The sequence below is a fragment of the Mesorhizobium sp. NFR06 genome, from assembly GCF_900115245.1.
Lineage (GTDB): Bacteria > Pseudomonadota > Alphaproteobacteria > Rhizobiales > Rhizobiaceae > Mesorhizobium.
Window position 1 is genome coordinate 416618 of sequence record NZ_FOVT01000001.1, and the last position, 24294, is coordinate 440911.

The window sequence follows — 24294 nt, forward strand, 5'->3', positions numbered from 1 at the left end:
ACGAAAAATTCTCGCTTACCTTAGACAAAGTTTGGCTGGGGCACGGGCCTGACGCCGGACGCAGCGGCGGCGCACCAGTGCTCCGCGACGAGTACCTACTCGCTCTCGCCATCCAGCGCCGGCACAGCAACGCCGGCAAGCTCCGCCGCTAACAGCCGCGCGGCGCCCGCCCGCGCCATCCGCAGCATCAGCGCCTTGCGCGTCGCCGCCGCCATGCGGTGCTCGGGTGCATCGCGCAGGATCTCCGCGCCATAGCCGTCGGAGAGGATGAAGCCGCATTCCTCGGGAAAGATTTCCTGTGGAACGCCGGGATGGGTGGCGAAGAAGAAGCGGTCCGAGTGCAGCCGGTAGTCCGGCCATTTGCGGTCGACGCGGAAGTCTTCGATCGAGGATTTGATCTCGATGATCCAGATATCGCCCTGCCGCGTCAGCGCGACCAGATCGGCGCGCCGCCCGGTGGCCAAAGAAAGCTCCGGCAGCACATGCGCGCCCATTTCGGCCAGCAGCCGCTGCACGCCGCGCCGCACCAGCATGGCGCGCTCCGACTGGCGGCCGTCGATGAGCGGATTGAGGGGAATCGGGGAAACGAGTGGCATGGCTGGCACCATGCCAGATTTTGTTCACGGTTTGAACCCGTTTCTAGGGGGCGATTATATATTTGACAAACCAGCCAGCGAACTTGGCCATGCCCCAGGCTTGCGACTTCAGGCCAATAGATTAGGCATATCTAATATGATATGGCTTGTTTGAGGGGCCTTAATGTATCGGCTAGGAAAACACGCTGCTTGGGTTTGGCTTGCCTTTTCAGGCGGTGCTGACGCCCACGACTGGTATACAGGCAAAACCGATCCCCTCCTGGGATACAACTGCTGTGGAGATAAAGACTGCCACCCAATCGATCCCCGCGACGTTAGGGCGACCAAGGACGGCTATTACGTCAGGGCGCCGCGCCCGAGTTACATGAATGAACCTCAGGAGGCGGAATGGTTCATCCCAATCGGGCGAGCCCAGGCCGCGCCGGATGACCGATACCATATCTGCGAACGCTTGATGACGTTTTACCAGACGATTGTCCCGCACTTGAAGTTCGAGGCCTATCACAGATTCGCATGGACGTGTTTCTTCGTGCCCATGGGCACGGGTTCAATCACGCCAGACCGATAGAGCGTTTCGCCGTTTCACGGAAACGGCGAAACGCTCTATCTCTTTGTTTTGACGCAATTCCTGACGGAAAACCGTGCACACTTTTTTCCTGGAATTGCCCTGGAGTCGTTTTCGCCGGCCCGGCCCCAAAACCGCAGGATGAGGATTTTGCCATGACACGCGACCAGATGCTCGCCCACCTTCGATCCGCCGACGCCGTCGCGCGCGAGGCGGGGGCGCATGGGCATCATCCGTTCGGTTGCGTGCTGGTCGGGCCGGATGATCGCGTGCTGATGCGGCAGGGCAATCTCGACACGGTGCGCCACGCCGAGACCGAGCTCGCCCGCCGCGCCGCGGCCGCCTATGAGCCCGAATTCCTGTGGCAATGCACGCTGGTCTCGACCGGCGAGCCCTGCGCGATGTGCGCCGGCACGATGTATTGGGCGAATATCGGGCGGCTGGTCTACGGCTTCGAGGAGACCGAGCTTCTCGCGCTCACCGGGGATCATCCCGGGAATCCGACGATGAGCCTCGCTTCGCGGACCGTATTCGCCTCCGGCCAGAAAAAGATCGAGGTCTTCGGCCCCTTCCCCGAAATCGCGGACGAGATGCTCGCTCCGCACCGCGATTTCTGGAAGCGCTGACAAGGCTTTCAGAATCGGGCGTCGCCCTTCGTTGAACCGGTAGACGAGCGAGATCCTCTCAAGTCACGCGATCGCGCTCTCGCCGGCCGCCGCTCCCGCCATGTCCTCCAGGATCGGGCAGTCCGGCCGGTGGTCACCATGGCAGGCGTGGATCAGCTTCTGCAGCGTCGAGCGCATCGACTGCAATTCGCGCACCTTCTCCTCGATCGCCCTGACATGGGCGGCGGCGATCTCGCGCACGTCATGGCTGGCGCGGCCACGGTCCTGATAGAGCGCCATCAGCTGCCTGCAATCGTCGATTGAGAAGCCGAGATTGCGCGCGCGGCGCAGGAAGGCCAGGCGATGGATGTCGTCGCCGGAGTAATCGCGATAGCCGTTCTCGGCCCGCGCCGGCCGGATCAGCCCGATCTCCTCATAGTAGCGGATGGTCTTGGCCGGCAGGCCGGAACGTTCGGCGGCATCACCGACATTCATGGCGCTCTCCTTCATCTCTGGCGGCTATTCCAGCTGCCCCATTGATTTTGCTTCACAATCCTGTGAGCCCTGTTGCCGAAATGCCGCAGTTCGGCACTTACCGGCAGGGAAGGCTTTGCATATAGGCAGTGCGCGCTTGGCAAGCAAAAGAAATGCCAGCATGAATGATGGCAAGAAAGCGGCCGACTCGTGCCGCTGACATCGAGGCGGGGCGTCGGACCTATTCATGCGCTTGAAGTCAATTGCAATTGTCGCCGCTCTTGCGCTGTCGACCGCGATCAGCGGGTGCAGCACCATCGGCGGGCAATTGTTCACCAACAACTATGGCGCGATGACCGACGCCGGCTATCAGCTGCCGCGCGTCCCGATCGAAAAGGTCCCCGCTAAGTACCACCGGCAGGAAGTGCGCTACGACTCCTCGGAGAAGCCGGGCACCATCATCGTCGATACCCAGAACAAGTTTCTCTACTTCATCGAGGGCGACGGCATGGCGATGCGCTATGGTATCGGCGTCGGCCGTGAGGGTTTTGAGTGGCACGGCACCGCCCATATCGCGCTGAAGCGCGAATGGCCGACCTGGACGCCGCCCTCGCAGATGATCAAGCGCCAGCCCGATCTTGCCAAGTTCGCCGGCGGCATGGAGCCTGGCCTGAAGAACCCGCTCGGCGCGCGCGCCATGTATCTCTTCAACAAGGGCGGCGACATGGGCTACCGCCTGCATGGCAGCCCGGAATGGTTCTCGATCGGCAAGGCGATGTCGTCGGGCTGCATCCGGCTGATGAACCAGGACATTATCGACCTCTACGACCGCACCTCGGTCGGCGCCAAGGTCATCGTGATGTGATCACGAAGGCCGGGGCCAAAAGCTTTTGCAAGCGGACCGTCTAGGCAACAACAAGACGTCCAAAAACAGAAAACCGGGCTGTTGGGGCCCGGTTTTTTGTTTTTGGACTGTTGCGGGCCGACGCCCTTTTGAGAGTTCGCGTTGCTGTCAGGCGACTTGCTCGACCTGCTGCACCTCGGGAACGAAGTGGCGAAGCAGGTTCTGGATGCCGTGCTTCAGCGTCGCCGTCGACGACGGGCAGCCGGCGCAGGCGCCCTTCATGTGCAGGAACACGGTGCCGTTCTCGAAACCGCGGAAGGTGATGTCGCCGCCATCCTGGGCGACTGCCGGGCGCACGCGCGTGTCGAGCAGTTCCTTGATGGTCAGCACCAGTTCTTCGTCGGCCTTGTCGTAGAACTCGCCGGTCTGGCTGGTTTCGGTGGCGGGGCCAGCCGATGCCATGACCGGGGCGCCGGACATGAAGTGCTCCATGATGGCGCCGAGGATCGCCGGCTTCAGATGCTGCCAGTCCGGGCTGTCCTTGGTCACCGTGATGAAATCATAGCCGAAGAAAACGCCGGTGACGCCCGGGATCTCGAACAGCCTGCCGGCCAGCGGCGAGGCTTCCGCCGCGGCTTCGGCATTGCGGAAATCGGCTGTGCCTTCGCGCAGCACTTCCTTGCCCGGCAGGAATTTCAGCGTCGCCGGGTTCGGCGTCGATTCGGTCTGGATGAACATGGGTATCTCCAGGCCCTTCCCGGGCCGATAGTTTGGAATAATTCTAAATAGGCTCTATCGGCTGGACATTCAAGCGAAACGCGTCGCCTGAGCCGCTGGCTGGCGGAATGTTTTGCCCTGGCGGAGCCCCTCGACCAGGGCAGGCTTATTCTCGGACTTCCACGCTGAGTTGTCCACTCGTCTTCTGGATGTTCACCTCGGCTCCGTCGGCCGTCCGCCTGAATTCGAGATCGGCACATCCGTCGCCTACCCGCAGCTTGCGAAGCTGGATGCGGTTGACGAAATCGGGCAGCCGCGGCCGCACGATGAGAAGCCTGCCGGCGAAGGCGTCGGGTTCCAGGCCAAGGCAGGTCGTCACCAGAAACGGCACCGCGCCCGCCGCCCAGGCCTGTGGGTGGCAGGCCACGGGATAATGCACCGGCACCTGGAAATCCTTGCGCGCAAAGCCTGCCATCGCTTCAGGCAGCCGATGGTGGCGGAAGTGCATGGCTGCCTCGGCCATGCCGGTGAAGATGCGCAGCGCCGCGTCGTCCTCGCGATATCGCCGGCAGCCGGCCGCCAGCAAGGCGTTGTCATGCGGCCAGACGGTTCCGAGATGGTATCCGACAGGGTTGTAGCGCCGCTCCCCGGTCGACAGCGTGCGCACGCCCCAACCGCTGAACATGTCGTCCCGCATCAGCCGCTCGACCGACCGGCGGCCCTTGGCCTGATCCGCGATACCGGCCCACAACGCCTGCCCTGGATTCGAGGAAACGGCCGTGACCTGTCGGCTCCGCGCTTCGAGCGCAAGGGCAAACGTTCCCTGCTCCTCGCACCAGAAGTCACGGTTGAATCGCTTCCGAAGCCGTTCGGCCTCGCCGCGAAGCTGCCTGGCGCGACTGGGGTCTCCAATGCGTTCGTAAAGGTCGGCGACGGCATGCTTGGCGGCAAAGACATAGCCCTGGACCTCGACGAGCGCGATCGGCGGCCTGGCGATGCTGCCGTCGGTCCTGACGATCGCGTCGGCCGAATCCTTCCAGCCCTGATTGACGAGGCTGCTCTGCCAGGTGCTCCGATATTTGACATAGCCTTCGCCACGCCTGTCTCCGGCCCTGGCGATCCAGCCCAAGGCCTTTTCCACGGGCTCCCGCAGCTCGCGGAAGAGCCCGAGATCGCCTGTCCACGCGGCATGGCGGCCCAGCAGCAGCAGAAAGAGCGGGGTTGCGTCCACTGTGCCGTAGAACCTGGCATGCGGGACATCGCCGGCGCGGGCGAGCTCGCCGACGCGCAGCTCATGCAGGATCTTGCCGGGCTGCTCCTCCCGCCATCGATCCGTTCGACGTCCCTGGTAGCTGGCGAGAAGGCGCAGCGTCTGGGCGGTGATCTCCGGCTGAAAGGCGAGCATCTCGAGCGCGACGATCAGGCTGTCGCGTCCGAAAAGGGCGACGAACCACGGCACGCCGGCGGCAAAATATTCCCTGTTGCCCAAATCGGATCTGAGCATCGCGAGATCGCGCAGCGAGCGGTCCATGATGCCGTTGAGCAGCAGGCTGTCGCTGTGGAATGTCGTGTGCCGCTCCAGCCATTCTTCCGAACCGGTCTGAAGGTTTTCCGCGAGAGTGCCGAGCGCGACCGTCGGCTGCCGGTTCAAATGATCGGGTTCGGCCTCTTCGGCCCGTTCATTGAGTTCTATGGTGACCGCGATGGCCCGTCTGTCGCCCGCGGGCACGCGGATCCGGAACTCGGCGGTGGTTTCGTGCATGTGATCGGGTTGCGGCGAGAAGGCGATAGTCACGGTCCTGCGCATCCGGTCGGCGCCGTGATAGACAAAATGCAGCCTGCCGTCCCGCCAGGCGGCCCGCTCGCGCCTGCCGAGGCCCTGCCGCACCAGCCCGCGCACGTTGAAGATGTCCTCGAAGCCGGCGCCGAATTGCAGGGTCAGCGGAAAATCATGCGCCTGGCGGCCGAAATTCTGGATGGTCATGACCTCCCGCACGCATGTTTGCCCCGCATCGAGAATACGCTCCCAGCCGATGCCGAGTTCGTCCTTGGGGATCAATCGTCCCTGCTCGAAGTAGAGGTCTGGATTGGTCAGTTCGAAGAGCGCCGCGTAGCCCTTTTGCGCGGTCGAGGCCAATACGATCGGCGCTAGACCGGCCAGTCTCATCTGATAGCCGCCGAGGAAGCGGCAGTCATGGAAATAGAGTCCGAAGCCGTGCTCGCCCTTCAGGGGGATCTGCGCGTCGGAAGCGACGACGTAATAGAGGTCGAGGCTCTTGACGGTTATCGCGCCGGCGATGCTGCCGACCATGGCCGGATGGCCCTTGGCGAGCACGCGGTGCTTGCGCTCCTTCTGCGCACGAGGCGTCTGCGGCGCCTTTTCCCGGGCTCGTGCCGCCTGTTCGGAACGCGGCGAGCCAGGTTGAGCCTCGCCGCGTTGCCGGTCGGCTTGCCTGCCGCCGGGTTCTCGCTCCGATATGACCATCCAGCCGTCCAGTTGGAAATCACTGTTTATGCGGATTCCAAATGGCGCAGCGGCCGCGCAGGCCAAGGACGTCCCGCGCACAATTGCCCACAATCGGGTGATTGACCGCGTCGAGAAAGGCTGGAATGAGCCTGCACCGCGGTGCTCGACGGCGGGCATCGGCCCCGGACCGTCGGGGCGGTCAGGCCAGGCTGTCGATTTCCTCGTCCGACAGGTTCTGCGGCACCACCGTGACTGGAATGGGGAAAGCAGCGCCACGGCCAGCAACCGAGCTGACCAGCGGCCCCGGGCCTTCCTTGCCGGCACCGGCCGCCAGCACCAGGATGGCAATGTCCTGGTCTTCCTCGATCAGCTTGTGGATCTCTTCGGTGGGCTTTCCCTCGCGCACCACCATCTCCGGTTCGATGCCGAGCTTCTGGCGCACTTTGTTCGCATGGCCGTCCAAGGCTGCGCGCGCCGTCGCGTTCGCTTCCTCGCGCATGATCTTTTCCACGCCGAGCCAGTGCTGGAAATCGTCCGGCACGATGACATAGAGCAACACCAGCACGCCGCTGGTGCTCTGCGCGCGTTTGGAGGCATAGGCGACGGCACGCTCGCATTCCGGCGTGTCGTCTATGATCGCCAGGAATTTGCGGCGATGGCCGGCTTCGCGGCTGAGGCGTTTGGAGACCATGTCTATCTGCTCGGTATGATTTTGGCCGCAATCTGCCACCGTCGCGAACCGGCGGCAAGCCGCCGGCAGGCGCGGCAATGGTCCGACGGGACCGGGGGCTATCGATCAGTCCTGCAGCAGGCCGATAATGTCGCGCACCGTCTTCATCGTGCCCTCGGCGATCGCGCTGGCGCGCTCGCCGCCATCCTTGAGCACGGCGTCGACATAGGCGCGGTCGGCCTCGATGCGGCGCATCTCGGCGGCGATCGGCGCCAGCTTCTCGACGGCAAGATCGGCGAGCGCCGGCTTGAACACCGAAAACTGCTGGCCGCCATAGGCCTTCAGTACATCTTGCTTCGAAATCTCGGCGAGGCCGGCATAGATGCCGACCAGGTTTTCCGCCTCAGGCCGGGTTTCCAGCCCGTCGAGCTCGCTCGGCAACGGCTCCGGGTCGGTCTTGGCCTTGCGGATCTTCTTCGAGATGGTGTCGGCATCGTCCGTCAGGTTGATGCGCGACAGGTCCGACGGGTCCGACTTAGACATCTTCTTCGAGCCGTCGCGCAGGCTCATGATGCGCGCGGCCGGACCGCCGATCACAGGTTCGGTGATCGGGAAGTAGCCGTTCACGGTTTCCTCGCCGATCTGCATCTCGACGCCGACGCCGAGCGCCGCGATCTTGTCGGAGAAGTCGTTGTTGAATTTCTGGGCGATATCGCGGGTCAACTCCAGGTGCTGCTTCTGGTCCTCGCCTACCGGCACATGGGTGGCGCGGTAAAGCAGGATGTCGGCAGCCATCAGGCTCGGATAGGCGAGCAGGCCAAGCGAGGCATTCTCGCGGTCCTTGCCGGCTTTGTCCTTGAACTGCGTCATGCGGTACATCCAGCCGATGCGCGCCACGCAGTTGAAGATCCAGGCAAGCTCGGCGTGCTGCATGACCCGCGACTGGTTGAAAACGATGTGCTTCTTGGGGTCGATGCCGGAGGCGAGGAACGCCGCCGTGATCGAACGGGTCTGATCGCCGAGATCCGGATAGACGAGCTGTGCCGTCAGCGAATGCAGGTCGACGACGCAATAGATGCAGTCGGACTGTTCCTGAAGGGCGACGAATTTCTTGATGGCGCCGAGATAATTGCCGAGATGCAGGTTGCCGGTCGGCTGGACGCCGGAAAAGACGAGTGGCTTGAAGGCGGACATGAGTTCCTCATGGCTTGTGGAGGGCCGTTTCGCGCGCGGCGAAAGTCTTGCGACGGCGCGCTTATGAACGAAGGGGGCGACGGGATCAAGACCGGTGTTGCTGCACGCCAGCTCGGGTTATTCATCCAAGCCAGTATTCGATTCCGGCGGCGCAGATTTCGCCGAGCCGCGCTTGACGTTCCTGCGGATCATGCCGAAATCCGCGCCGCCGATGCCGAAGGCGGCGGTGAAATAAAGCGCGGCGCCCCCCGCGACCAGCGACAGCAGCGTCGTCGCCTTCGCGACCAGCGGTGAGCCCGGACCAAGCCTTGCGGCGAAATAATGTTCGGCGAAATAAAGCGCGGTCGCCATGATCGCCGCCGACAAAACCAGCCGCGGGATACGCTTGAGCAAGGGGACGTCGCGGCCCCAATGGCCGCGCCTAATCAGCATGGCGAGCAGCATCAGCGCGTTGACCCAGCCGGCGACGGCCGAAGCGACCGCGATGCCCGGCGCCCCCATCGACGGGAACAGCGTGAGCGCCGTGGCGACGTTCACGCCGACCGAGATGGCGGCGAAGATCATCGGCGTGCGCGTGTCCTCGCGCGCGAAATAGCCCGGCGTGAAAGCCTTGATCAGCACGAAGGCCGGCAGGCCGAGGCCGAAGATCGCCAGGATTGCCGCCACCGTCGGCGTCGAATGGTTGGCGGCGAAGGCGCCGCGCTCATAGACCAGCCGTACAATCGGCTCCGACATCACCCAGAGGGCCGCAGCCGCCGGCAGCGTCATGAACAAGGTGAACTCGACCGAGCGGTTCTGCAGATTGGCGGCCTCGATCAGATTGCCCGATTTCAGCGCCCGCGACAGCTCCGGCAACAGCACGATGGCGACGGCCACGCCGACGACGCCGAGCGGCAGCTGGTAGATGCGGTCGGCATAGGCGAGCGACGACACGGCGCTGTTCTGCGCCGAGGCGATCGCCGTCCCGATCAACTGGTTGATCTGGGTGATGCCGCCGGTGATCGCCGCCGGCAGCGCCAGGATCAGCAGGCGCTTGACGTTGGGCGTCATCTTCGGCCGGCGGAAGCCAATCGAGATGCCAGCGTTGCGCACCGCTATCCAGACGATCGCAAGCTGCACGATGCCCGCCGCCAGCACGCCCCAGGAGAGGCCGAAGCCGACATCATGGGCGTCCAGCCCATGATACCAGGCGTAGGCGAGCACGCTGATCAGGATGATGTTGAGGAAGGCGGGCGCGATCGCCGCGGCGAAATAGCGGCGCAGCGAGTTCAGCATGCCGGCCATCATCGCGCCGAGCGACATGCAGATCAGGTACGGGAACATGATCGTCGCCAGCCGGACGGTCGTCTCGAACTTGCCCGGGATGTCGGCGAAGCCCGGCGCCACCAGGTAGCGCACGATCAGCGGCATCGCCAGTTCCATCGCGATGGTCAGCGCCAGCAGCGCCGAGAACAGCACGCCGAACACTTCCTCCGAAAAGCGCTTGGCGCCCTCGTTGCCATGCTGCTCGATCTCCTTGGCGAAGAGCGGCACGAAAGCGGCGTTGAAGGCGCCTTCGGCAAACAGCCGCCGGAAGGTGTTGGGGAACTGGAAGGCGGCGTTGAAGGCGTCGGCGACAGGTCCGGTGCCAAGGGCGGCCGCCATCAGCATCTCGCGGCCGAAACCAAGCGCGCGGCTCATCAGCGTGCCGGAAGCGACGGTGGCGAATTTCTTGACTAGGCTCATACCGGAGACGATTGCCTGGGAAATTGCGTCAAATGGATGGTCACTCGGCCGCCGCCTTGGCCTTGCCGTTGCGTTCGGGCGAATTGCCTTCGAGCGTATCGATCAGCCGCTTGTGAATGGTGGCGGTGCGCGTCGGGCTGTCGATCTTCTGTCCCGTCAGGTCGGTGACGTAGAACGTGTCGATGACCTTCTCGCCGAAGGTTGTGATGTGCGCCGAGGCGATGTCGAGCGAAAGATCCGACAGCGTTCCGGTGATCTCGGAGAGCAGGCCCGGCCGGTCGAGCCCCTCGACCTCGACGACGGAAAAACGGTTCGACAGCGTGTTGCGGATCTCGGCGCGCGGCGGGATTTTGAACACCTTGGAACCGCGCCTTGGCTTGGTGCGCTTCTCGATCATCTCGGGCAGCCAGCTCTTGCCGGAAAGCACGTCCTCGATCAGCCGGCCGACCCGCTCGGCGCGGCGGCGCTCGTCCTCGTCGAGATCGAATTCCCGGGAGATCAGGATGCTGTCCAGCGCGCGCCCGTCAGAGGTGGTGAAGATCTGGGCGTCGACGATGTTGCCGCCGGCGGCAGCACACGCCCCGGCAATGATCGAAAGCAGGCGTGGATGGTCCGGCGCCAGCACGGTGATCTCCGTCACCGCCTCGAACCCATGCGTCTTGACCATGGTTGCGAGCTTCTTGCCGGCCGCATCCGCCTCGCGGACGAATTCGGCATGGCGAAGCTGGTCGGACAGGTCCACCGTCAAAAGGTAATTCTCGTAATGCTGCGCGACATAGCGCTTGCGCTCTTTCGCCGGCCAGGCGGAGAGTGCCTCGGCCAGCCGCTCGCGCGCAGCCGCGGTGCGCTCGGCGCGCGACACTTCCGAGAAGCCGCCGGTGAGCAACAGTTCGGTTTCGAAATAGAGGGTGCGCAGCAGCTGCCCCTTCCAGCCGTTCCACACGCCAGGGCCGACGCCCCTGATGTCGCAGACGGTCAGGATCAAGAGCAGCTTCAGCCGCTCGACCGACTGGACGATCGAGGCAAAATCCTCGATCGTCTTGCGGTCGTTGAGGTCGCGCGTCTGCGCCGTCATCGACATCACCAGATGGTTCTCGACCAGCCAGGCGACCGTCTCGGTGTCGGCGGCCGACAGGCCCATATGCGGGCAGATGCGCCGGGCAATGCGGGCGCCTACCTCCGAATGGTCCTCCGGCCGGCCCTTGGCGATGTCGTGCAAAAGCACCGCGACATAGAGCGCCTCGCGGCTCTTCTTCAGCCCCGGCATCAAGATGTGCGACAGCGGATGCACCTTTTCGCCGTCGCCGCGCTCGATCTCGGCCAGGACGCCGATGCAGCGGATGAGATGCTCGTCCACCGTGTAGTGGTGGTACATCGAGAACTGCATCATGGCGACGATCTTGCCGAAATCCGGGATCAGCCTGCCGAGTAGCCCGGCTTCGTTCATGCGCCTGAGATTGAGCTCGGCGTTGCGGTCCGAGGTCAGGATGTCGAGGAACAGCCGGTTGGCTTCCGCGTCACGCCGCAGCGACTTGTTGACGAGGCCGAGCGAACGGGTGAGCAGCTTGAGCGCATCGGGATGGAACTCCAGACCGTGCTTGTCGGCGAACCAGAAGAGGCGCAGCAGATTGACCGGATCGCGCTCGAACACGCTGTCGTCGGCAATGTTGATGCGGTGGTTGTCGACGATGAAGTCGGCGGTGCCGGCAAGCTTGCGCTTGCGCCGCGAGAAGGTCAGGAAGATGCGGTTGAAGCCCGGCACGTGCTTGGCCTGCTCTTCCTCCAGCGCCGCGCAGAAGATGCGGGTGAGGTCGCCGACGTCCTTGGCGACGAGGAAATAGTGCTTCATGAAGCGCTCGACCGCCGACAGGCCGGGATGCGTCGTATAGCCCAGACGCTCAGCGATCTCGCGCTGGATGTCGAAATGCAGCCGCTCCTCCGCCTTGCCGGTGAGGAAATGCATATGGCAGCGCACCGCCCACAGGAAATCCTCGGCCTTCTGGAACTCGCGGTATTCGGCCTCGGTGAAGACGCCTTTCTCGACGAGCTCCTCGCCGGTCCGCACGCGGTAGAAATACTTTCCGATCCAGAACAGCGTCTGCAGGTCGCGCAGGCCACCCTTGCCGTCCTTGACGTTGGGTTCGACCAGATAGCGGCTTTCGCCCGCCTTGGCGTGGCGCTCGTCGCGCTCGGCGAGCTTCGCCTGCACATATTCCGGTCCGGTCGTGCGCACCACCTCATGGTCGAAGCGGGTCAGCAACTCGTCATAGAGCTTGCGTTCGCCCCACAGGAAGCGCGCCTCGAGGATCGAGGTGCGGATGGTGATATCGCTGCGCGAGAGCCTGAGGCACTCATCGATGTTGCGGGTGGCATGGCCGACCTTAAGCCCCATGTCCCACAGCATATAGAGCATGTATTCGACGATCTGCTCGCCCCACGGCGTCTGCTTGTAGGGCAAGAGGAAAAGCAGATCGATGTCCGAGCCCGGCGCCAGCGTGCCGCGCCCGTAGCCGCCGACCGCCACCACCGCCATGCGTTCGGCGGCGGACCGGTTCTTGACGCGGTAGACATGGGTGGCGGCGAAATCATAGAGCGCCCGGATCAGCTCATCCATCAGATGCGACAGCCGCTCGGCGCAGGCATTGCCGCCGCCGTCTTCCTTGAGCATGGCCTCGGCGATCTTTCGCCCTTCCCCCATCCTGCCTTTGAGCAGTTGGAGCACTGCCGTTCGAACGGCCGGTCCCGAGCCGTCGCCGGCGCTCGCCGCCGTCAGCGCGGTCAAGTCGCGGCGCAAGGCGTCGCCGTCGATGATTTCGTCGAGTTTCAGGGAGATCTTTGCCATGCGGCGGCGTCTATAGCGCGTTTTCTCCGCGCTGTGTATGGGGCTGACAGCCGCGGTTCCAATGCTTTGCCATGGATGCGACCTGAGGTGGGCACTGTATGCAAAAATAGAAACCGCCCCTTGACCTTCCAGTTACTGGAAGGACTACCTCCGCCTCGAATTCAAGAATCCCGAGGCACTCGTTCATGACCCATTCCGACCATCACCACCATCATGCGCCTGGCGGCGCCTGCTGTTCCGCCAAGGATGCCGCGCCCGCCACGGAGGTGGTGATTCGCGACCCGGTCTGCGGCATGACGGTCGATCCAGCCACCGGTAAGCCGACGGCCGAGCATGGCGGCCGTACCTTTCATTTCTGCAGCGAACGCTGCCGCACGAAATTCCAGGCCGGGCCGGAAGCCTATCTCTCGGCCACCGATCCCGTCTGCGGCATGAGCGTCGATCGGGCGAGCGCCAGGCACTTTCTTCGCCACGAAGGACAGGGTTTCTATTTCTGCTCGGCCGGTTGCCAGGGCAAGTTCGAAGCGGAGCCGGCAAAATACCTTGCCGGCCGGCCCGAGCGGCAGTCGGTGCCGAAGGGCACCCAGTATACCTGCCCGATGCACCCCGAAATCATCCGCGACAAGCCCGGTTCCTGCCCGATCTGCGGCATGGCGCTGGAACCGATGGGCGTGCCGACAGGCGACGAAGGCCCCAATCCCGAGCTCGTCGATTTCACGCGCCGGTTCTGGATCAGCGCGGCGCTCTCCGTGCCGCTCCTGGTCATCGCCATGGCACCGATGCTGGGCTACAGCTTCGAGAACCTCATCGACGGCCGGACAAAGACGTGGATGGAGCTGGCGCTGGCAAGCCCTGTAGTGCTGTGGGCGGCGTTTCCGTTCTTCCGCCGCGGCTGGGAATCGGTCCTCAACCGCAGCCCCAATATGTGGACGCTGATCTCGCTTGGCGTCGGCGCCGCCTATCTCTTCAGCCTCGTCGCGACACTGTTCCCGGATGTCTTCCCGCATCAGTTTCGAGGTCATGACGGCGCGGTGCCGGTCTATTTCGAGGCCGCCGCCGTCATCGTCGCGCTGGTGTTCCTCGGCCAGGTGCTGGAACTCAGAGCCCGCGAACGCACCGGCTCGGCCATTCGCGCGCTTTTGGACCTTGCGCCGAAGACGGCCCGCCTGATCGGCGCCGACGGCTCCGAAAAGGACGTGCCGCTCGACAGCGTCGAGACGGGCGACCGGTTGCGCGTCCGCCCCGGCGATGCCGTGCCGGTCGACGGCATCGTGCTGGAAGGCCGCTCGGCGATCGATGAATCGATGATCACGGGCGAGCCTTTGCCGGTCGAAAAAACGGAAGGCGACGCGCTTACCGGCGGCACGCTCAACAGACAAGGCTCGCTGGTCATGCGCGCCGAGAGAATCGGCGCCGACACCACGCTGTCGCGCATCGTCGAGCTGGTCGCCAAGGCGCAGCGTTCGCGCGCGCCGATCCAGGGGCTTGCCGACCGCGTGTCCTTCTATTTCGTTCCGGCCGTCGTGCTGGTCGCCGTCCTCGCCTTCATCGCCTGGTCGATCCTCGGTCCCCAGCCGAGCCTGATTTTCGCCATCGTCTCGGCGGTGTCGGTGCTGATCATCGCCTGTCCCTGTGCGCTCGGCCTTGCCACGCCGATGTCGATCATGACGGCGACAGGGCGCGGCGCGCATGCCGGCGTGCTGATCAAGGAAGCCGCGGCGCTCGAGCGCTTTGCCTCCGTCGACACGCTGATCGTCGACAAGACCGGCACGCTGACCGAGGGCAAGCCACGGCTGACCGACGTCGTTGCGGCCGAGGGCATCGATGAGAATGAGTTGCTGGGCCTCGCCGCCGCGCTCGAAAAAGGCTCGGAGCATCCGCTGGCCGAGGCGATCGTCGAGGGCGCTGCCGCGCGCGGCCTGAAGCTGGCCGACGCGGTCGATTTCGAAGCCGTCACCGGCAAGGGCGTTTCGGGCACGGTTTCGGGCAGGAAGGTCGCGCTCGGCAATGCGATGATGATGGCAGATCTCGGCGTCGAAACATCGGCGGCCAATGCCGAGGCAATGCAGGCCGAGGGCAAGACGGCCATGTTCGTGGCCGTCGACGGCAAGCTCGCCGGCCTCGTCGCCGTCGCCGACCCGGTCAAGGCAACGACAGCCGGGGCGATCAAGGCGCTGCACGACAGGGGCCTGCGCATCATCATGGCGACGGGCGACAACGAGCGCACCGCCAGGGCCATCGCCGGCAGGCTCGGCATCGACGACGTGCGCGCTGGTCTGCTGCCCGACGGCAAGAGTGCGCTGGTGGAGGAACTGCGCGGCGGAGGCGCCGCCGTTGCGATGGCCGGCGACGGCGTCAACGACGCGCCGGCGCTTGCCGGCGCCGACGTCGGCATCGCCATGGGCACCGGCGCCGATGTCGCCGTCGAAAGCGCCGGCATCACGCTGGTCAAGGGCGACCTCAACGGCATCGTCAGAGCCCGCACACTCGCCCAGGCGACGCTCCGCAACATCCGCCAGAACCTGTTCTTTGCCTTCCTCTACAATGTGCTCGGCGTGCCGGTCGCAGCCGGTGTGCTCTATCCGCTCACCGGCACGCTGCTGTCGCCGATGCTGGCGGCAGCGGCGATGAGCCTGTCCTCGGTCTCGGTCATCGCCAACGCTTTGCGGCTGAGAACGTTGAAACTCTGAGCGAAGCCCCCAGATACGACATCCAAGCAGAAGGAGATATCTGAATGACCCTGGCCAAGAAGATCGTGCTGCTCTTGATGGCGGCGGGAATGCTGCTGGCGGTATTTCTCGAAAGCGTCCCGGCGCAGTCGGAGGAGATGAAGCACGACATGTCCAAAATGGCGATGGGCGCCCAGAGCCCGGCCACCGTCGGCTACGAGGCGGCGATGAAAAAGATGCACAAGGACATGATGGTCAAATACACCGGCAATGCCGATGTCGATTTCGTCCGCGGCATGATCCCTCATCACCAGGGCGCCATCGACATGGCCAAGGTGGTGATCGCCAACGGCAAGGATCCTGAAATCCGCAAGCTCGCCGAAGGCGTCGTCGCGGCGCAGGAAGCCGAGATCAAAGAGATGCAGGACTGGCTCGCCAAGCATCCGGTGAAGTAGTCGCCCGCCTCCGGGAATTCGGACCAAGAAATCCGGATCAAGGAAGAAAACCGGTCTGGATTTCCGGTCGAGGCTGTGCTGCGATCCGGGTCCTTCGGAGAAGTCCATGCCATCACCAATGAGAACCCTGAAGCTGCCGTCCGGCGAAGCGGTTCCGGTTCTGGGCCAAGGCACCTGGAAGATGGGCGAGGACCGCGGGCGCCGCGCCGATGAGGTCGCGGCGCTGAAGCTCGGCCTCGATCTCGGCATCACGCTCATCGACACGGCCGAGATGTATGCCGGCGGCGGCGCCGAGGAAGTGGTGGCCGAGGCCGTCGCCGGGCGCCGCGACGAAACCTTCCTGGTGTCCAAGGTGCTGCCGTCCAATGCCTCCCGCGCCGGCGTCAAGCGAGCCTGCGAAAACAGCCTGAAACGGCTCGCCACCGACCGCATCGATCTCTATCTGCTGCATTGGCCGGGCAGCGTGCCGCTGTCGCAAACCGTGGAGGCTTTCGAGGCGTTGAAGGCGGAAGGCAAGATCCGCCATTGGGGCGTCAGCAATTTCGACACCGACGAGATGGAGGAGCTGGTCGGCTTGGCCTCCGGCGGCAATGTCCAGACCAACCAGGTGCTCTACAATCTGTCGCGCCGAGGCCCTGAATTCGACCTCGCGCCCTGGTGCGCGAAACGCGACATTCCGCTGATGGCCTATTCGCCGGTCGAGCAGGGTGCGCTGGCCCGCAATGCCAGGCTGGAAGCCGTGGCCGCACGCCACAGCGCTACCGCCGCGCAAATCGCCCTTGCCTGGGTCATGATCCAGAAAGGCGTCATCGCCATCCCGAAGGCTGGCCGGCAGGAGCATGTCCGCCAGAACGCGGCCGCGCTCGACATCGCCCTGACGGCGGAGGACCTTGCCGAACTCGACCGCGCCTTTCCGCCGCCGACGCGCAAGCGCGGCCTGGAGATGATTTAATCGCTCGCCGGCTTTCCGGGCCGCGCGCAGCCTGTCAAGCGAGCGGGAAAACACACGGGCGCGGAGGTCGAGCAGGTGTGGGCGACATAGAAAGAGAATCATGCAACGAATTTCAGCCGGGCGCCATCACACGACATACAGAATTGGAGATCTATCGGTCACGTCTCTGCGCGACGGGTATGTTGACATGCCAATCGAACGACTGCGCCAGCCGGGCAACAGGCGATTCGGCAATGAACTCCCAGCGCAGCTGCAACTCGTGGACGGTGCGCTCAGGCTATCCGTCAACGCCTTTGCCATCGACGATGGCCATGAAATCACGCTGATCGACACCGGGTCCTCCAACGCCTGGCACCCGACGATGGGGTTTCTGCCGCAGGCGCTGATGGAGGCGAGGATCGCCGTCGACCGGATACGCACGGTTGCCTTCACCCACACGCATCTCGACCATATCCAAGGGCTCATCCTTCCGGATGGTCGGGACGGCTTCCCTCAACTCGGCCGCTTGCTTGTCCCCCGGCTTGAACTCGACATGTTCCGATCCGAGGCGAGGTTGAGCCGCTTCCATGATCGGGCGCAGCCCTTGGACCCGGGACAGCACCTCGGCGCGAATATCGAAGCGATCGCCATCCCGGGTCATGAAATCGGCCATACCGGCTTTCGCGTCACGAGGGGCGGCGAAACATTGTTGGTCTGGGGCGATCTCGTGCACGTGCCGTCGCTTCAGTTCGATCGGCCGGAGGTCGCATGGGAGTACGACGCCGACCAGGGGCAGGCGCGGGCGACCCGGCTGCAGATATTGGCCCTTGCTGCCGACAACGCCTATTGCGTTGCAGGAGCACATCTCGATTCACCGGGCATCGGTCGGATTTTTCGAACCGAAACAGCCTTCCGCTTCGAACCCTTGTAGCTAGATGTTAGCCGGCAGCCCAAGCCGCATCCGCAGGCGCCGCAATGTCCTTGAAAATACATCGAGGTCATCGGCGGCACGGGCGAGCGTGAGCGCGCCCTGGATGGCGGCGACGGTTTCCTCGGCTAGCTCGCCGGCCTCGGCGGGCCGGTGTCCGGCTCGGGCCAGCGCGTCGGCGAGATGCGCCACCCAGCGGCCGAAATAATCCCTGATCTGGCTGGCGAAGAGGTCGCGGGATTGATCGAGCGCAAAGGCGCCGATCAGGCAAACCCGCCGCCCCGAACGGAAGTAGCTGTCCGTCGCCGCGACCATGTGCTCGATCCCGGCTTGCGGATCGGGATTATCGTGCAAGGGCGCAAAGACGTTGTCCTCGAACCAGCCATCGATGTTGTCGATGACGGCTCGCGCCATCTCTTCCTTCCCGCTGGGAAAGAAGTGGTAGAGGCTCCCCTTGCCGAGCCCCGTTGCCGCGCCGATCAAGGCCAGGCTGGCGCCTTCGTAGCCATGCTCGCGAAACACTTCGGCGATGATCGCCAGCAATTGGTCGCGATCTGGCGCGATGCGCCGCATCGGCCTACAGTCCGAGCTCCGAAAGGCCGGGATGATCATCCGGCCGGCGGCCGAGCGGCCAATGATATTTCCGTTCGCTCTCGACGATCGGCAGGTCGTTGATACTGGCCACGCGGCGGCGCATCAGCCCGGCTTCGTCGAACTCCCAATTCTCGTTGCCGTAGGAGCGAAACCAGTGGCCGCTGTCGTCGCGCCATTCATAGGCGAAGCGCACCGCGATGCGGTTATCGTTCCAGGTCCACACTTCCTTGATCAGGCGATAGTCCAGCTCGCGCGCCCATTTGCGCTTGAGGAAGTCGACGATCTCGCCGCGACCGGCAATGAACTCGGCCCGGTTCCGCCAGATGCAGTCTTCGGTATAGGCAAGCGAAAGCCGTTCCGGATCGCGGCTGTTCCAGGCATCCTCCGCCAGCCGCCCCTTTTGCGCTGCCGTTTCGGCCGTGAAAGGCGGCAAAGGCGGACGGCTCATTCAACTCTCCTGTCGCTTGGATTATACGCGACATTGTACCGAACGGTACAATAAGTCAATGGCAAGGCTGGCGCTATTGCCTGGTCGCCAGTCCCTTCAGCCGGTAGAGCGCCTCCAGCGCCTCGCGCGGCGTCATCTCGTCAGGGTTGATGGCGCCGAGGGCCTCGCCCAGCGCATCGCTTTTGGCGGACTTCGGCGCTTCGCGCTTCACCGCTACCGAAAACAGCGGCAGGTCGTCGACCAGCCGGTTGGTCTTGCCGGAGACCTCGCCTTCCTCGAGCTGGTGCAGCACCTCCTTGGCGCGGGCGACGACGGCTTCGGGCAGGCCGGCGAGCCGCGCCACCTGCACGCCGTAGGAGCGGTCGGCGGCGCCCTTGCCGACTTCGTGCAGGAAGACGACGTCGCCTTCCCATTCCTTGACCCGCATGGTGACGTTGGAAAGCCGGGGCAATTTGCCGGCCAGCGCCGTCATCTCGTGGAAATGCGTGGCGAAGATCGCCCGGCAGCGGTTCTTCTCATGCAGATATTCGACCGCCGCCCAGGCGATCGACAAGCCATCGAAAGTGGCGGTGCCGCGGCCGATCTCATCGAGGATGACCAGCGCCCGCTCGCCGGCCTGGTTGAGGATCGCCGCCGTCTCGACCATCTCGACCATGAAGGTCGAGCGGCCGCGCGCCAGGTCGTCCGAGGCGCCGACGCGCGAGAACAAGCGGTCGACGACGCCGATATGGGCGCTTTGCGCCGGCACGAAGGAGCCGGTCTGGGCAAGGATGGCGATCAACGCATTCTGCCGCAGGAACGTCGATTTACCGCCCATATTGGGACCGGTGAGCAGCCAGATGGCGCCGGCCTTTGCTCCGTTTTCGGGCGACAGGTCGCAATCATTGGCGACGAACGGCCCCTCGCCGGAGCGCCGCAGTGCCTGTTCGACCACCGGGTGGCGGCCGCCGGCTATCTCGAAGGCGAGGCTGGCATCGACCATCGGCCGGCACCAGCCCTCGCTTTCCGAAAGCAGCGCCAGCGCGGATGAAACATCCAGAACGGCAAGCGCCTCGGCGCCGGCGCGGATGCGGTCGGCCTCGCCCACGACCTCCGCCGTCAGACGGTCGAAGGCCGCTAGCTCGATGCTGAGCGCCCGGTCGGCGGCGTTGGCGATCTTGGATTCCAGCTCCGCCAGTTCCGTCGTGGTGAAGCGCATGGCATTGGCCATGGTCTGGCGATGGATGAAGCGCGCCTTGGCGGCATCGCTGCCGGTCATGATCGAATGGTGGTTGGCGGTTACCTCGATATAGTAGCCGAGCACGTTGTTGTGCCGGATCTTCAGCGAGCGAATGCCGGTCTCCTCGATCAGAGAGCGCTCCAGCCCGGCGATCACTTTTCGCGATTCGTCGCGCAGCGCCCGCATCTCGTCGAGCTCGGCATGATAGCCGGTGCGCACGAAGCCGCCATCGCGCCTGATCAGCGGCAGCTCGTCGTCGAGCGCTTCGCTGAGGTGGCGGGCGAGCGCCTCGGGCAAGGCCCTGATCGCGGCAAGTGCTGCAGCGAGCTCGGCGGGCAGGGCGGCTGTCGCGAACAATTCGGCAATCGCGCCGGCCGCCTCGAAGCCGGCGCGCAGCGCGCCAAGGTCGCGCGGGCCGCCGCGGTTGAGCGCCAGCCTCGACAGCGCCCTTGGCATGTCTGCGACGCTTTTCAGGTTCGCTCGCAATCCCTGGCAGAGCCGCGTCTCGGAGCGGAAGAACGACACCGAATCCAGTCTGGCCGCGATTGCCGCCGGGTCCGTCAGCGGCGCCATCAGCCGGTCGGCGAGCAGCCTCGCCCCACCGCCGGTCACGGTGCGGTCGATCGCCTTGAACAGCGAGCCGTCGCGGCTGCCGGACAAGGTGCGCAGCAGTTCGAGATTGGCGCGCGTCGCCGGGTCGATGAACAGCGTCGAGCCGCTCTCCTCGCGCTCGGGGCGCGACAGCGGCGGGCGTTCGGCTTTTTGCGTCTTTTCGACATAGGCGATCGCGCCGGAAATCGCCGACAGCTCGGCGCGCGAGAACGTGCCGAAACTGTCCGGCGTCGCCACCTCGAAGAAGCGTGCGATGCGGCCTGTGGCCGAAGCCGAATCGAACAGCGAAGGCGGTTGCGGGTTGGCGACCCGGCCAAGCATGTCGAAGACGGGCCGCAATTCCGGATCGTGAAAGACCGGCTCGGCGACGATCACCTCGCGCGGATCGACGCGGAAAATGTCGGCAAGCAGTCGCTCCGCCGTCGTTTCGGCAACCCTGAAGGCGCCGGTTGAAATGTCGATCCACGCCAACGCGAAGCTGGCCTGGCTGGTCGCGGCACTGCCACCCTTCACGCGACCAAGCGCCATCAGGAAACTCGATTCCGACGGCGCAAGCAGCTTGTCCTCGGTGATGGTGCCGGGCGTGACCAGCCGCACGACGTCGCGGCGCACCACCGATTTGGAGCCGCGTTTCTTGGCTTCGGCCGGATCCTCGATCTGCTCGCAGACGGCAACGCGAAAACCTTGCGAGATCAACTTTTGCAGATAGTCGTCCGCGGCATGCACCGGCACGCCGCACATCGGGATGTCCTGGCCCTGATGCTTGCCGCGCTTGGTCAAGACGATGCCGAGCGCCTGGCTGGCCTTCTCCGCGTCGTCGAAGAACAATTCGTAAAAATCGCCCATGCGGTAGAACAGCAGCGAGTCGGGGTTTGCGGCCTTGATCTCGATGAATTGCTCCATCATCGGCGTGACGCCGCCCGTAACGGGCGCCGGGGTGGTCTCCTGGGCGTCGGCATCTGTCGGCATGTGCATGTTCATGCCGGAACGCTAGCAGAAGTGGCGGCCCGGTTTAATGCCGCCGGCGCGAAAAGCAGGGGAAGACTGGCGCTGGACCTGCCGCGATTGAGCCAGGTTGCGCCATACTGGCGTGGCACTCCATGGTTCCCGTGGCGTGAAGGCGGGAACTGCGGTGGATCGGGACAAGCAGGAGACTTTCAATGAGATGGTCGGCCCGGTCGGCTCGACAGTTGAACGCCTCTGGCTTTCGGCGCCCACCGGGCCGCAAACAAGCTGAGGATTTCGGCACGTAAGCGCTGGGCCACCGTGCGGGAAATTGCCGCGCTGGTCGGCGAGCCGGACCGCGCTTGATCGCTTGGCCGTTTACAGCGCCGGCCTGTAGCCTTAATCCGAAAGACACATAAACACGCACCTGCCTCAAGGGTGTGCGAAGGCGAGGAAATCGAAACCATCATGGCCAGGAAAACCGAAAGCAGCGGCCCCTCCGTCAGTCCAGAGGAGGCGTTGGAGTTCCACGCCATGGGACGGCCCGGCAAGCTGGAGATCGTCGCCACCAAGCCGATGGCGACGCAGCGCGATCTGAGCCTGGCCTATTCGCCGGGCGTCGCCGTCCCCGTGCGCGCCATCGCCGAGGATCCGAGCCGCGCCTTCGACTATACGACGCGCGGCAACATGGTCGCCGTCATCTCCAACGGCACCGCCATCCTCGGTCTCGGCAATCTCGGCGCGCTGGCCTCGAAGCCGGTGATGGAAGGCAAGGCGGTGCTTTTCAAGCGCTTCGCCGACGTTGATTCGATCGACCTCGAAGTGGCGACCGAGGATGCCGACGAGTTCATCAACTGCGTGCGCTTCCTCGGGCCTTCCTTCGGCGGCATCAACCTCGAGGACATCAAGGCGCCCGAATGCTTCATCATCGAGCAGCGGCTGCGCGAGCTGATGGACATTCCCGTCTTCCATGACGACCAGCATGGCACCGCCATCATCTCCGCCGCCGGGCTGATCAACGCACTGGAGATCACCGGCCGTGACATGAAGACCACCAAAATGGTCTGCAATGGCGCGGGCGCCGCCGGCATCGCCTGTATCGAATTGATGAAGGCGATGGGCTTTGCGCCGGAAAACGTCATCCTGTGCGACACCAAGGGCGTCGTCTATCAGGGCCGCACCGAAGGCATGAACCAGTGGAAGTCGGCGCACGCGGTCAAGACCGAGGCGCGCAGCCTCGCCGAGGCGCTGGACGGCGCCGACATCTTCCTCGGCTTGTCCGCCAAGGGCGCGCTCACCACCGCCATGGTGCAGTCGATGGCGAAAAACCCGATAATCTTCGCCATGGCCAATCCAGATCCGGAGATCACCCCGGAAGAAGTGGCCGAGTTCCGCACCGACGCCATCATGGCCACCGGCCGCTCGGACTATCCCAACCAGGTCAACAATGTGCTGGGCTTCCCCTATATCTTCCGCGGCGCGCTGGATGTCAGAGCCACCACCATCAATGACGAGATGAAGATCGCCGCCGCCAGGGCGCTGGCCGAACTGGCGCGCCAGGACGTGCCCGACGACGTCGCCGCTGCCTATCAGGGTAACCGGCCGAAATTCGGCCCCAACTACATCATTCCGGTGCCGTTCGATCCGCGCCTGATCTCGGCGATCCCGCTGGCGGTGGCGAAGGCGGCGATGGAAACCGGCGTCGCCCGCAAGCCGATCCTCGACCTCGACCGCTACGCGCAGGAACTGTCCGCTCGCCGCGATCCGATCGCATCGACCTTGCAGCGCATCTACGACCGGGTGCGCCGCCAACCCAAGCGCATCGTCTTCGCCGAGGGCGAGGAGGAGCAGGTGATGCGCGCCGCCGTCTCCTATGTGAACCAGAAGCTCGGCACCGCGATCCTGCTTGGCCGCGACGATGTCATCAAGGACAATGCCCGCAATGCCGGCATCGACCTCAACAAGCCCGGCCTCGAGATCATCAATGCCAGGCTGTCGCGCCGCAACGGCATCTACACCGACTACCTTTACGAGCGCATGCAGCGGAAGGGCTTTCTGTTCCGCGACTGCCAGCGGCTGATCAACAACGACCGCAACCATTTCGCCGCCTGCATGGTGGCGCTGGGCGATGCCGACGGCATCGTCACCGGCGTCACCCGCAACTATTCGACCGCGCTCGACGACGTGCGCCGCATCATCGACGCCAAGCCCGGCCACCGCGTCATCGGCGTGTCGATCGTGCTCGCGCGCGGCAGGACCGTGCTGGTTGCCGACACCGCGGTGCACGACATGCCGAACGCCGAACAGATCGCCGACATCGCCGAGGAGGCGGCCGGCTTTGCCCGCCGCATGGGTTACGAGCCGAGGCTCGCCATGCTTGCCTATTCCACCTTCGGCCACCCGCAGGGCGAGCGCTCGGAACGGGTGCAGGAAGCGGTGCGCATCCTCGACAAGCGTCGCGTCGATTTCGAGTATGACGGCGAGATGGCGGCCGACGTGGCGCTGAACCCGCGCGCCATGGCGCAGTATCCGTTCATCCGGCTGACTGGCCCGGCCAACGTGCTGATCATGCCGGCATTCCACTCGGCCTCGATCTCGACCAAGATGCTGCAGGAGCTCGGCGGCTCGACGGTCATCGGGCCTTTGCTGGTCGGTCTCAACAAGCCGGTTCAGATCGTGTCGTTGAACGCCAAGGACTCAGACATCGTCAACATGGCGGTGATCGCGGCCTACACCGCCGGAAATTGAGGCGCGCAACAGGTCGCTCCGGCTCTCGCCGAACCGAAAAGCAGAA

The 24294-nt window shown here is 64.5% G+C and carries 18 protein-coding genes; 7 read left to right on the forward strand and 11 right to left on the reverse strand.

All coding sequences use genetic code 11. The features are described 5' to 3' along the window. Nucleotides 1–95: 95 nt before the first annotated feature. On the reverse strand, nt 96–596 hold the full coding sequence (locus F3H96_RS01980) for an MmcB family DNA repair protein (RefSeq protein ID WP_188131256.1): 501 nt from the start codon (nt 594–596) through the stop codon (nt 96–98). Between the two features lie 720 nt (nt 597–1316). Between F3H96_RS01980 and F3H96_RS01985 the strand changes: the two genes are divergently transcribed. Next, on the forward strand, nt 1317–1787 hold the full coding sequence (locus tag F3H96_RS01985) for a nucleoside deaminase (protein WP_149790246.1): 471 nt from the start codon (nt 1317–1319) through the stop codon (nt 1785–1787). Nucleotides 1788–1850: 63 nt separating this feature from the next. On the opposite strand, the gene cueR is transcribed toward F3H96_RS01985, so the two are convergent. Beyond that, a complete protein-coding gene (gene cueR, locus F3H96_RS01990; RefSeq protein WP_149790247.1) occupies nt 1851–2261 on the reverse strand; it encodes a Cu(I)-responsive transcriptional regulator in 411 nt (136 codons plus the stop codon). Nucleotides 2262–2487: 226 nt separating this feature from the next. On the opposite strand from cueR, the gene F3H96_RS01995 reads away from it, so the two are divergent. After that, entirely contained in the window at nt 2488–3105 is a 618-nt protein-coding gene (locus F3H96_RS01995) for a L,D-transpeptidase (protein WP_149790248.1), read from the forward strand. A 147-nt stretch (nt 3106–3252) separates the two neighbouring features. Here F3H96_RS01995 and F3H96_RS02000 read toward each other — a convergent pair whose 3' ends face one another. From F3H96_RS02000 to F3H96_RS02025, 6 genes are all read right to left on the reverse strand, one after another. Continuing rightward, the gene (locus tag F3H96_RS02000; RefSeq protein ID WP_149790249.1) at nt 3253–3822 is read right to left on the reverse strand and encodes a NifU family protein; all 570 of its coding nucleotides are present in this window, start codon (nt 3820–3822) and stop codon (nt 3253–3255) included. A 145-nt stretch (nt 3823–3967) separates the two neighbouring features. Next, a complete protein-coding gene (locus F3H96_RS02005) occupies nt 3968–6286 on the reverse strand; it encodes a glycogen debranching N-terminal domain-containing protein (RefSeq protein ID WP_188131257.1) in 2319 nt (772 codons plus the stop codon). A gap of 181 nt (nt 6287–6467) precedes the next feature. Next, nucleotides 6468–6959, reverse strand: a complete 492-nt coding sequence (locus F3H96_RS02010) for a universal stress protein (RefSeq protein ID WP_149790251.1) — start codon at nt 6957–6959, stop codon at nt 6468–6470. Between the two features lie 105 nt (nt 6960–7064). Continuing rightward, nucleotides 7065–8132, reverse strand: a complete 1068-nt coding sequence (gene trpS, locus F3H96_RS02015) for a tryptophan--tRNA ligase (protein ID WP_149790252.1) — start codon at nt 8130–8132, stop codon at nt 7065–7067. A gap of 117 nt (nt 8133–8249) precedes the next feature. Continuing rightward, on the reverse strand, nt 8250–9857 hold the full coding sequence (murJ, locus tag F3H96_RS02020) for a murein biosynthesis integral membrane protein MurJ (RefSeq protein ID WP_149790253.1): 1608 nt from the start codon (nt 9855–9857) through the stop codon (nt 8250–8252). Between the two features lie 40 nt (nt 9858–9897). Continuing rightward, nucleotides 9898–12699: a [protein-PII] uridylyltransferase gene (locus F3H96_RS02025; RefSeq protein ID WP_149790254.1), complete on the reverse strand. Its 2802-nt coding sequence runs from the start codon at nt 12697–12699 to the stop codon at nt 9898–9900. 185 nt (nt 12700–12884) lie between these two features. On the opposite strand from F3H96_RS02025, the gene F3H96_RS02030 reads away from it, so the two are divergent. The 4 genes from F3H96_RS02030 to F3H96_RS02045 all read left to right on the forward strand — a co-directional run bounded on the left by F3H96_RS02030 (nt 12885) and on the right by F3H96_RS02045 (nt 17685). Next, a complete protein-coding gene (locus F3H96_RS02030) occupies nt 12885–15389 on the forward strand; it encodes a heavy metal translocating P-type ATPase (RefSeq protein ID WP_149790255.1) in 2505 nt (834 codons plus the stop codon). Between the two features lie 44 nt (nt 15390–15433). Next, nucleotides 15434–15823 carry a DUF305 domain-containing protein gene (locus F3H96_RS02035; RefSeq protein WP_149790256.1) on the forward strand — a complete coding sequence of 130 codons (390 nt, stop codon included), beginning with the start codon at nt 15434–15436 and terminating at the stop codon, nt 15821–15823. 106 nt (nt 15824–15929) lie between these two features. Next, nucleotides 15930–16775: an aldo/keto reductase gene (locus tag F3H96_RS02040; protein WP_149790257.1), complete on the forward strand. Its 846-nt coding sequence runs from the start codon at nt 15930–15932 to the stop codon at nt 16773–16775. A 100-nt stretch (nt 16776–16875) separates the two neighbouring features. Next, nucleotides 16876–17685 (forward strand): MBL fold metallo-hydrolase, encoded by an 810-nt coding sequence (locus tag F3H96_RS02045; RefSeq protein WP_149790258.1) that lies wholly within the window; start codon nt 16876–16878, stop codon nt 17683–17685. Here the strand turns inward: F3H96_RS02045 and F3H96_RS02050 are convergent, their stop codons facing one another. The 3 genes from F3H96_RS02050 to mutS all read right to left on the reverse strand — a co-directional run bounded on the left by F3H96_RS02050 (nt 17686) and on the right by mutS (nt 21536). Continuing rightward, nucleotides 17686–18255 (reverse strand): TetR/AcrR family transcriptional regulator, encoded by a 570-nt coding sequence (locus F3H96_RS02050; RefSeq protein WP_149790259.1) that lies wholly within the window; start codon nt 18253–18255, stop codon nt 17686–17688. It lies immediately after the preceding gene. Nucleotides 18256–18259: 4 nt separating this feature from the next. After that, nucleotides 18260–18724 carry a nuclear transport factor 2 family protein gene (locus F3H96_RS02055; RefSeq protein ID WP_149790260.1) on the reverse strand — a complete coding sequence of 155 codons (465 nt, stop codon included), beginning with the start codon at nt 18722–18724 and terminating at the stop codon, nt 18260–18262. A gap of 73 nt (nt 18725–18797) precedes the next feature. After that, nucleotides 18798–21536, reverse strand: a complete 2739-nt coding sequence (gene mutS / locus F3H96_RS02060) for a DNA mismatch repair protein MutS (RefSeq protein ID WP_149790261.1) — start codon at nt 21534–21536, stop codon at nt 18798–18800. Nucleotides 21537–21968: 432 nt separating this feature from the next. On the opposite strand from mutS, the gene F3H96_RS02065 reads away from it, so the two are divergent. Next, entirely contained in the window at nt 21969–24248 is a 2280-nt protein-coding gene (locus F3H96_RS02065) for an NADP-dependent malic enzyme (RefSeq protein ID WP_149790262.1), read from the forward strand. The last annotated feature ends 46 nt before the right edge of the window (nt 24249–24294 follow it).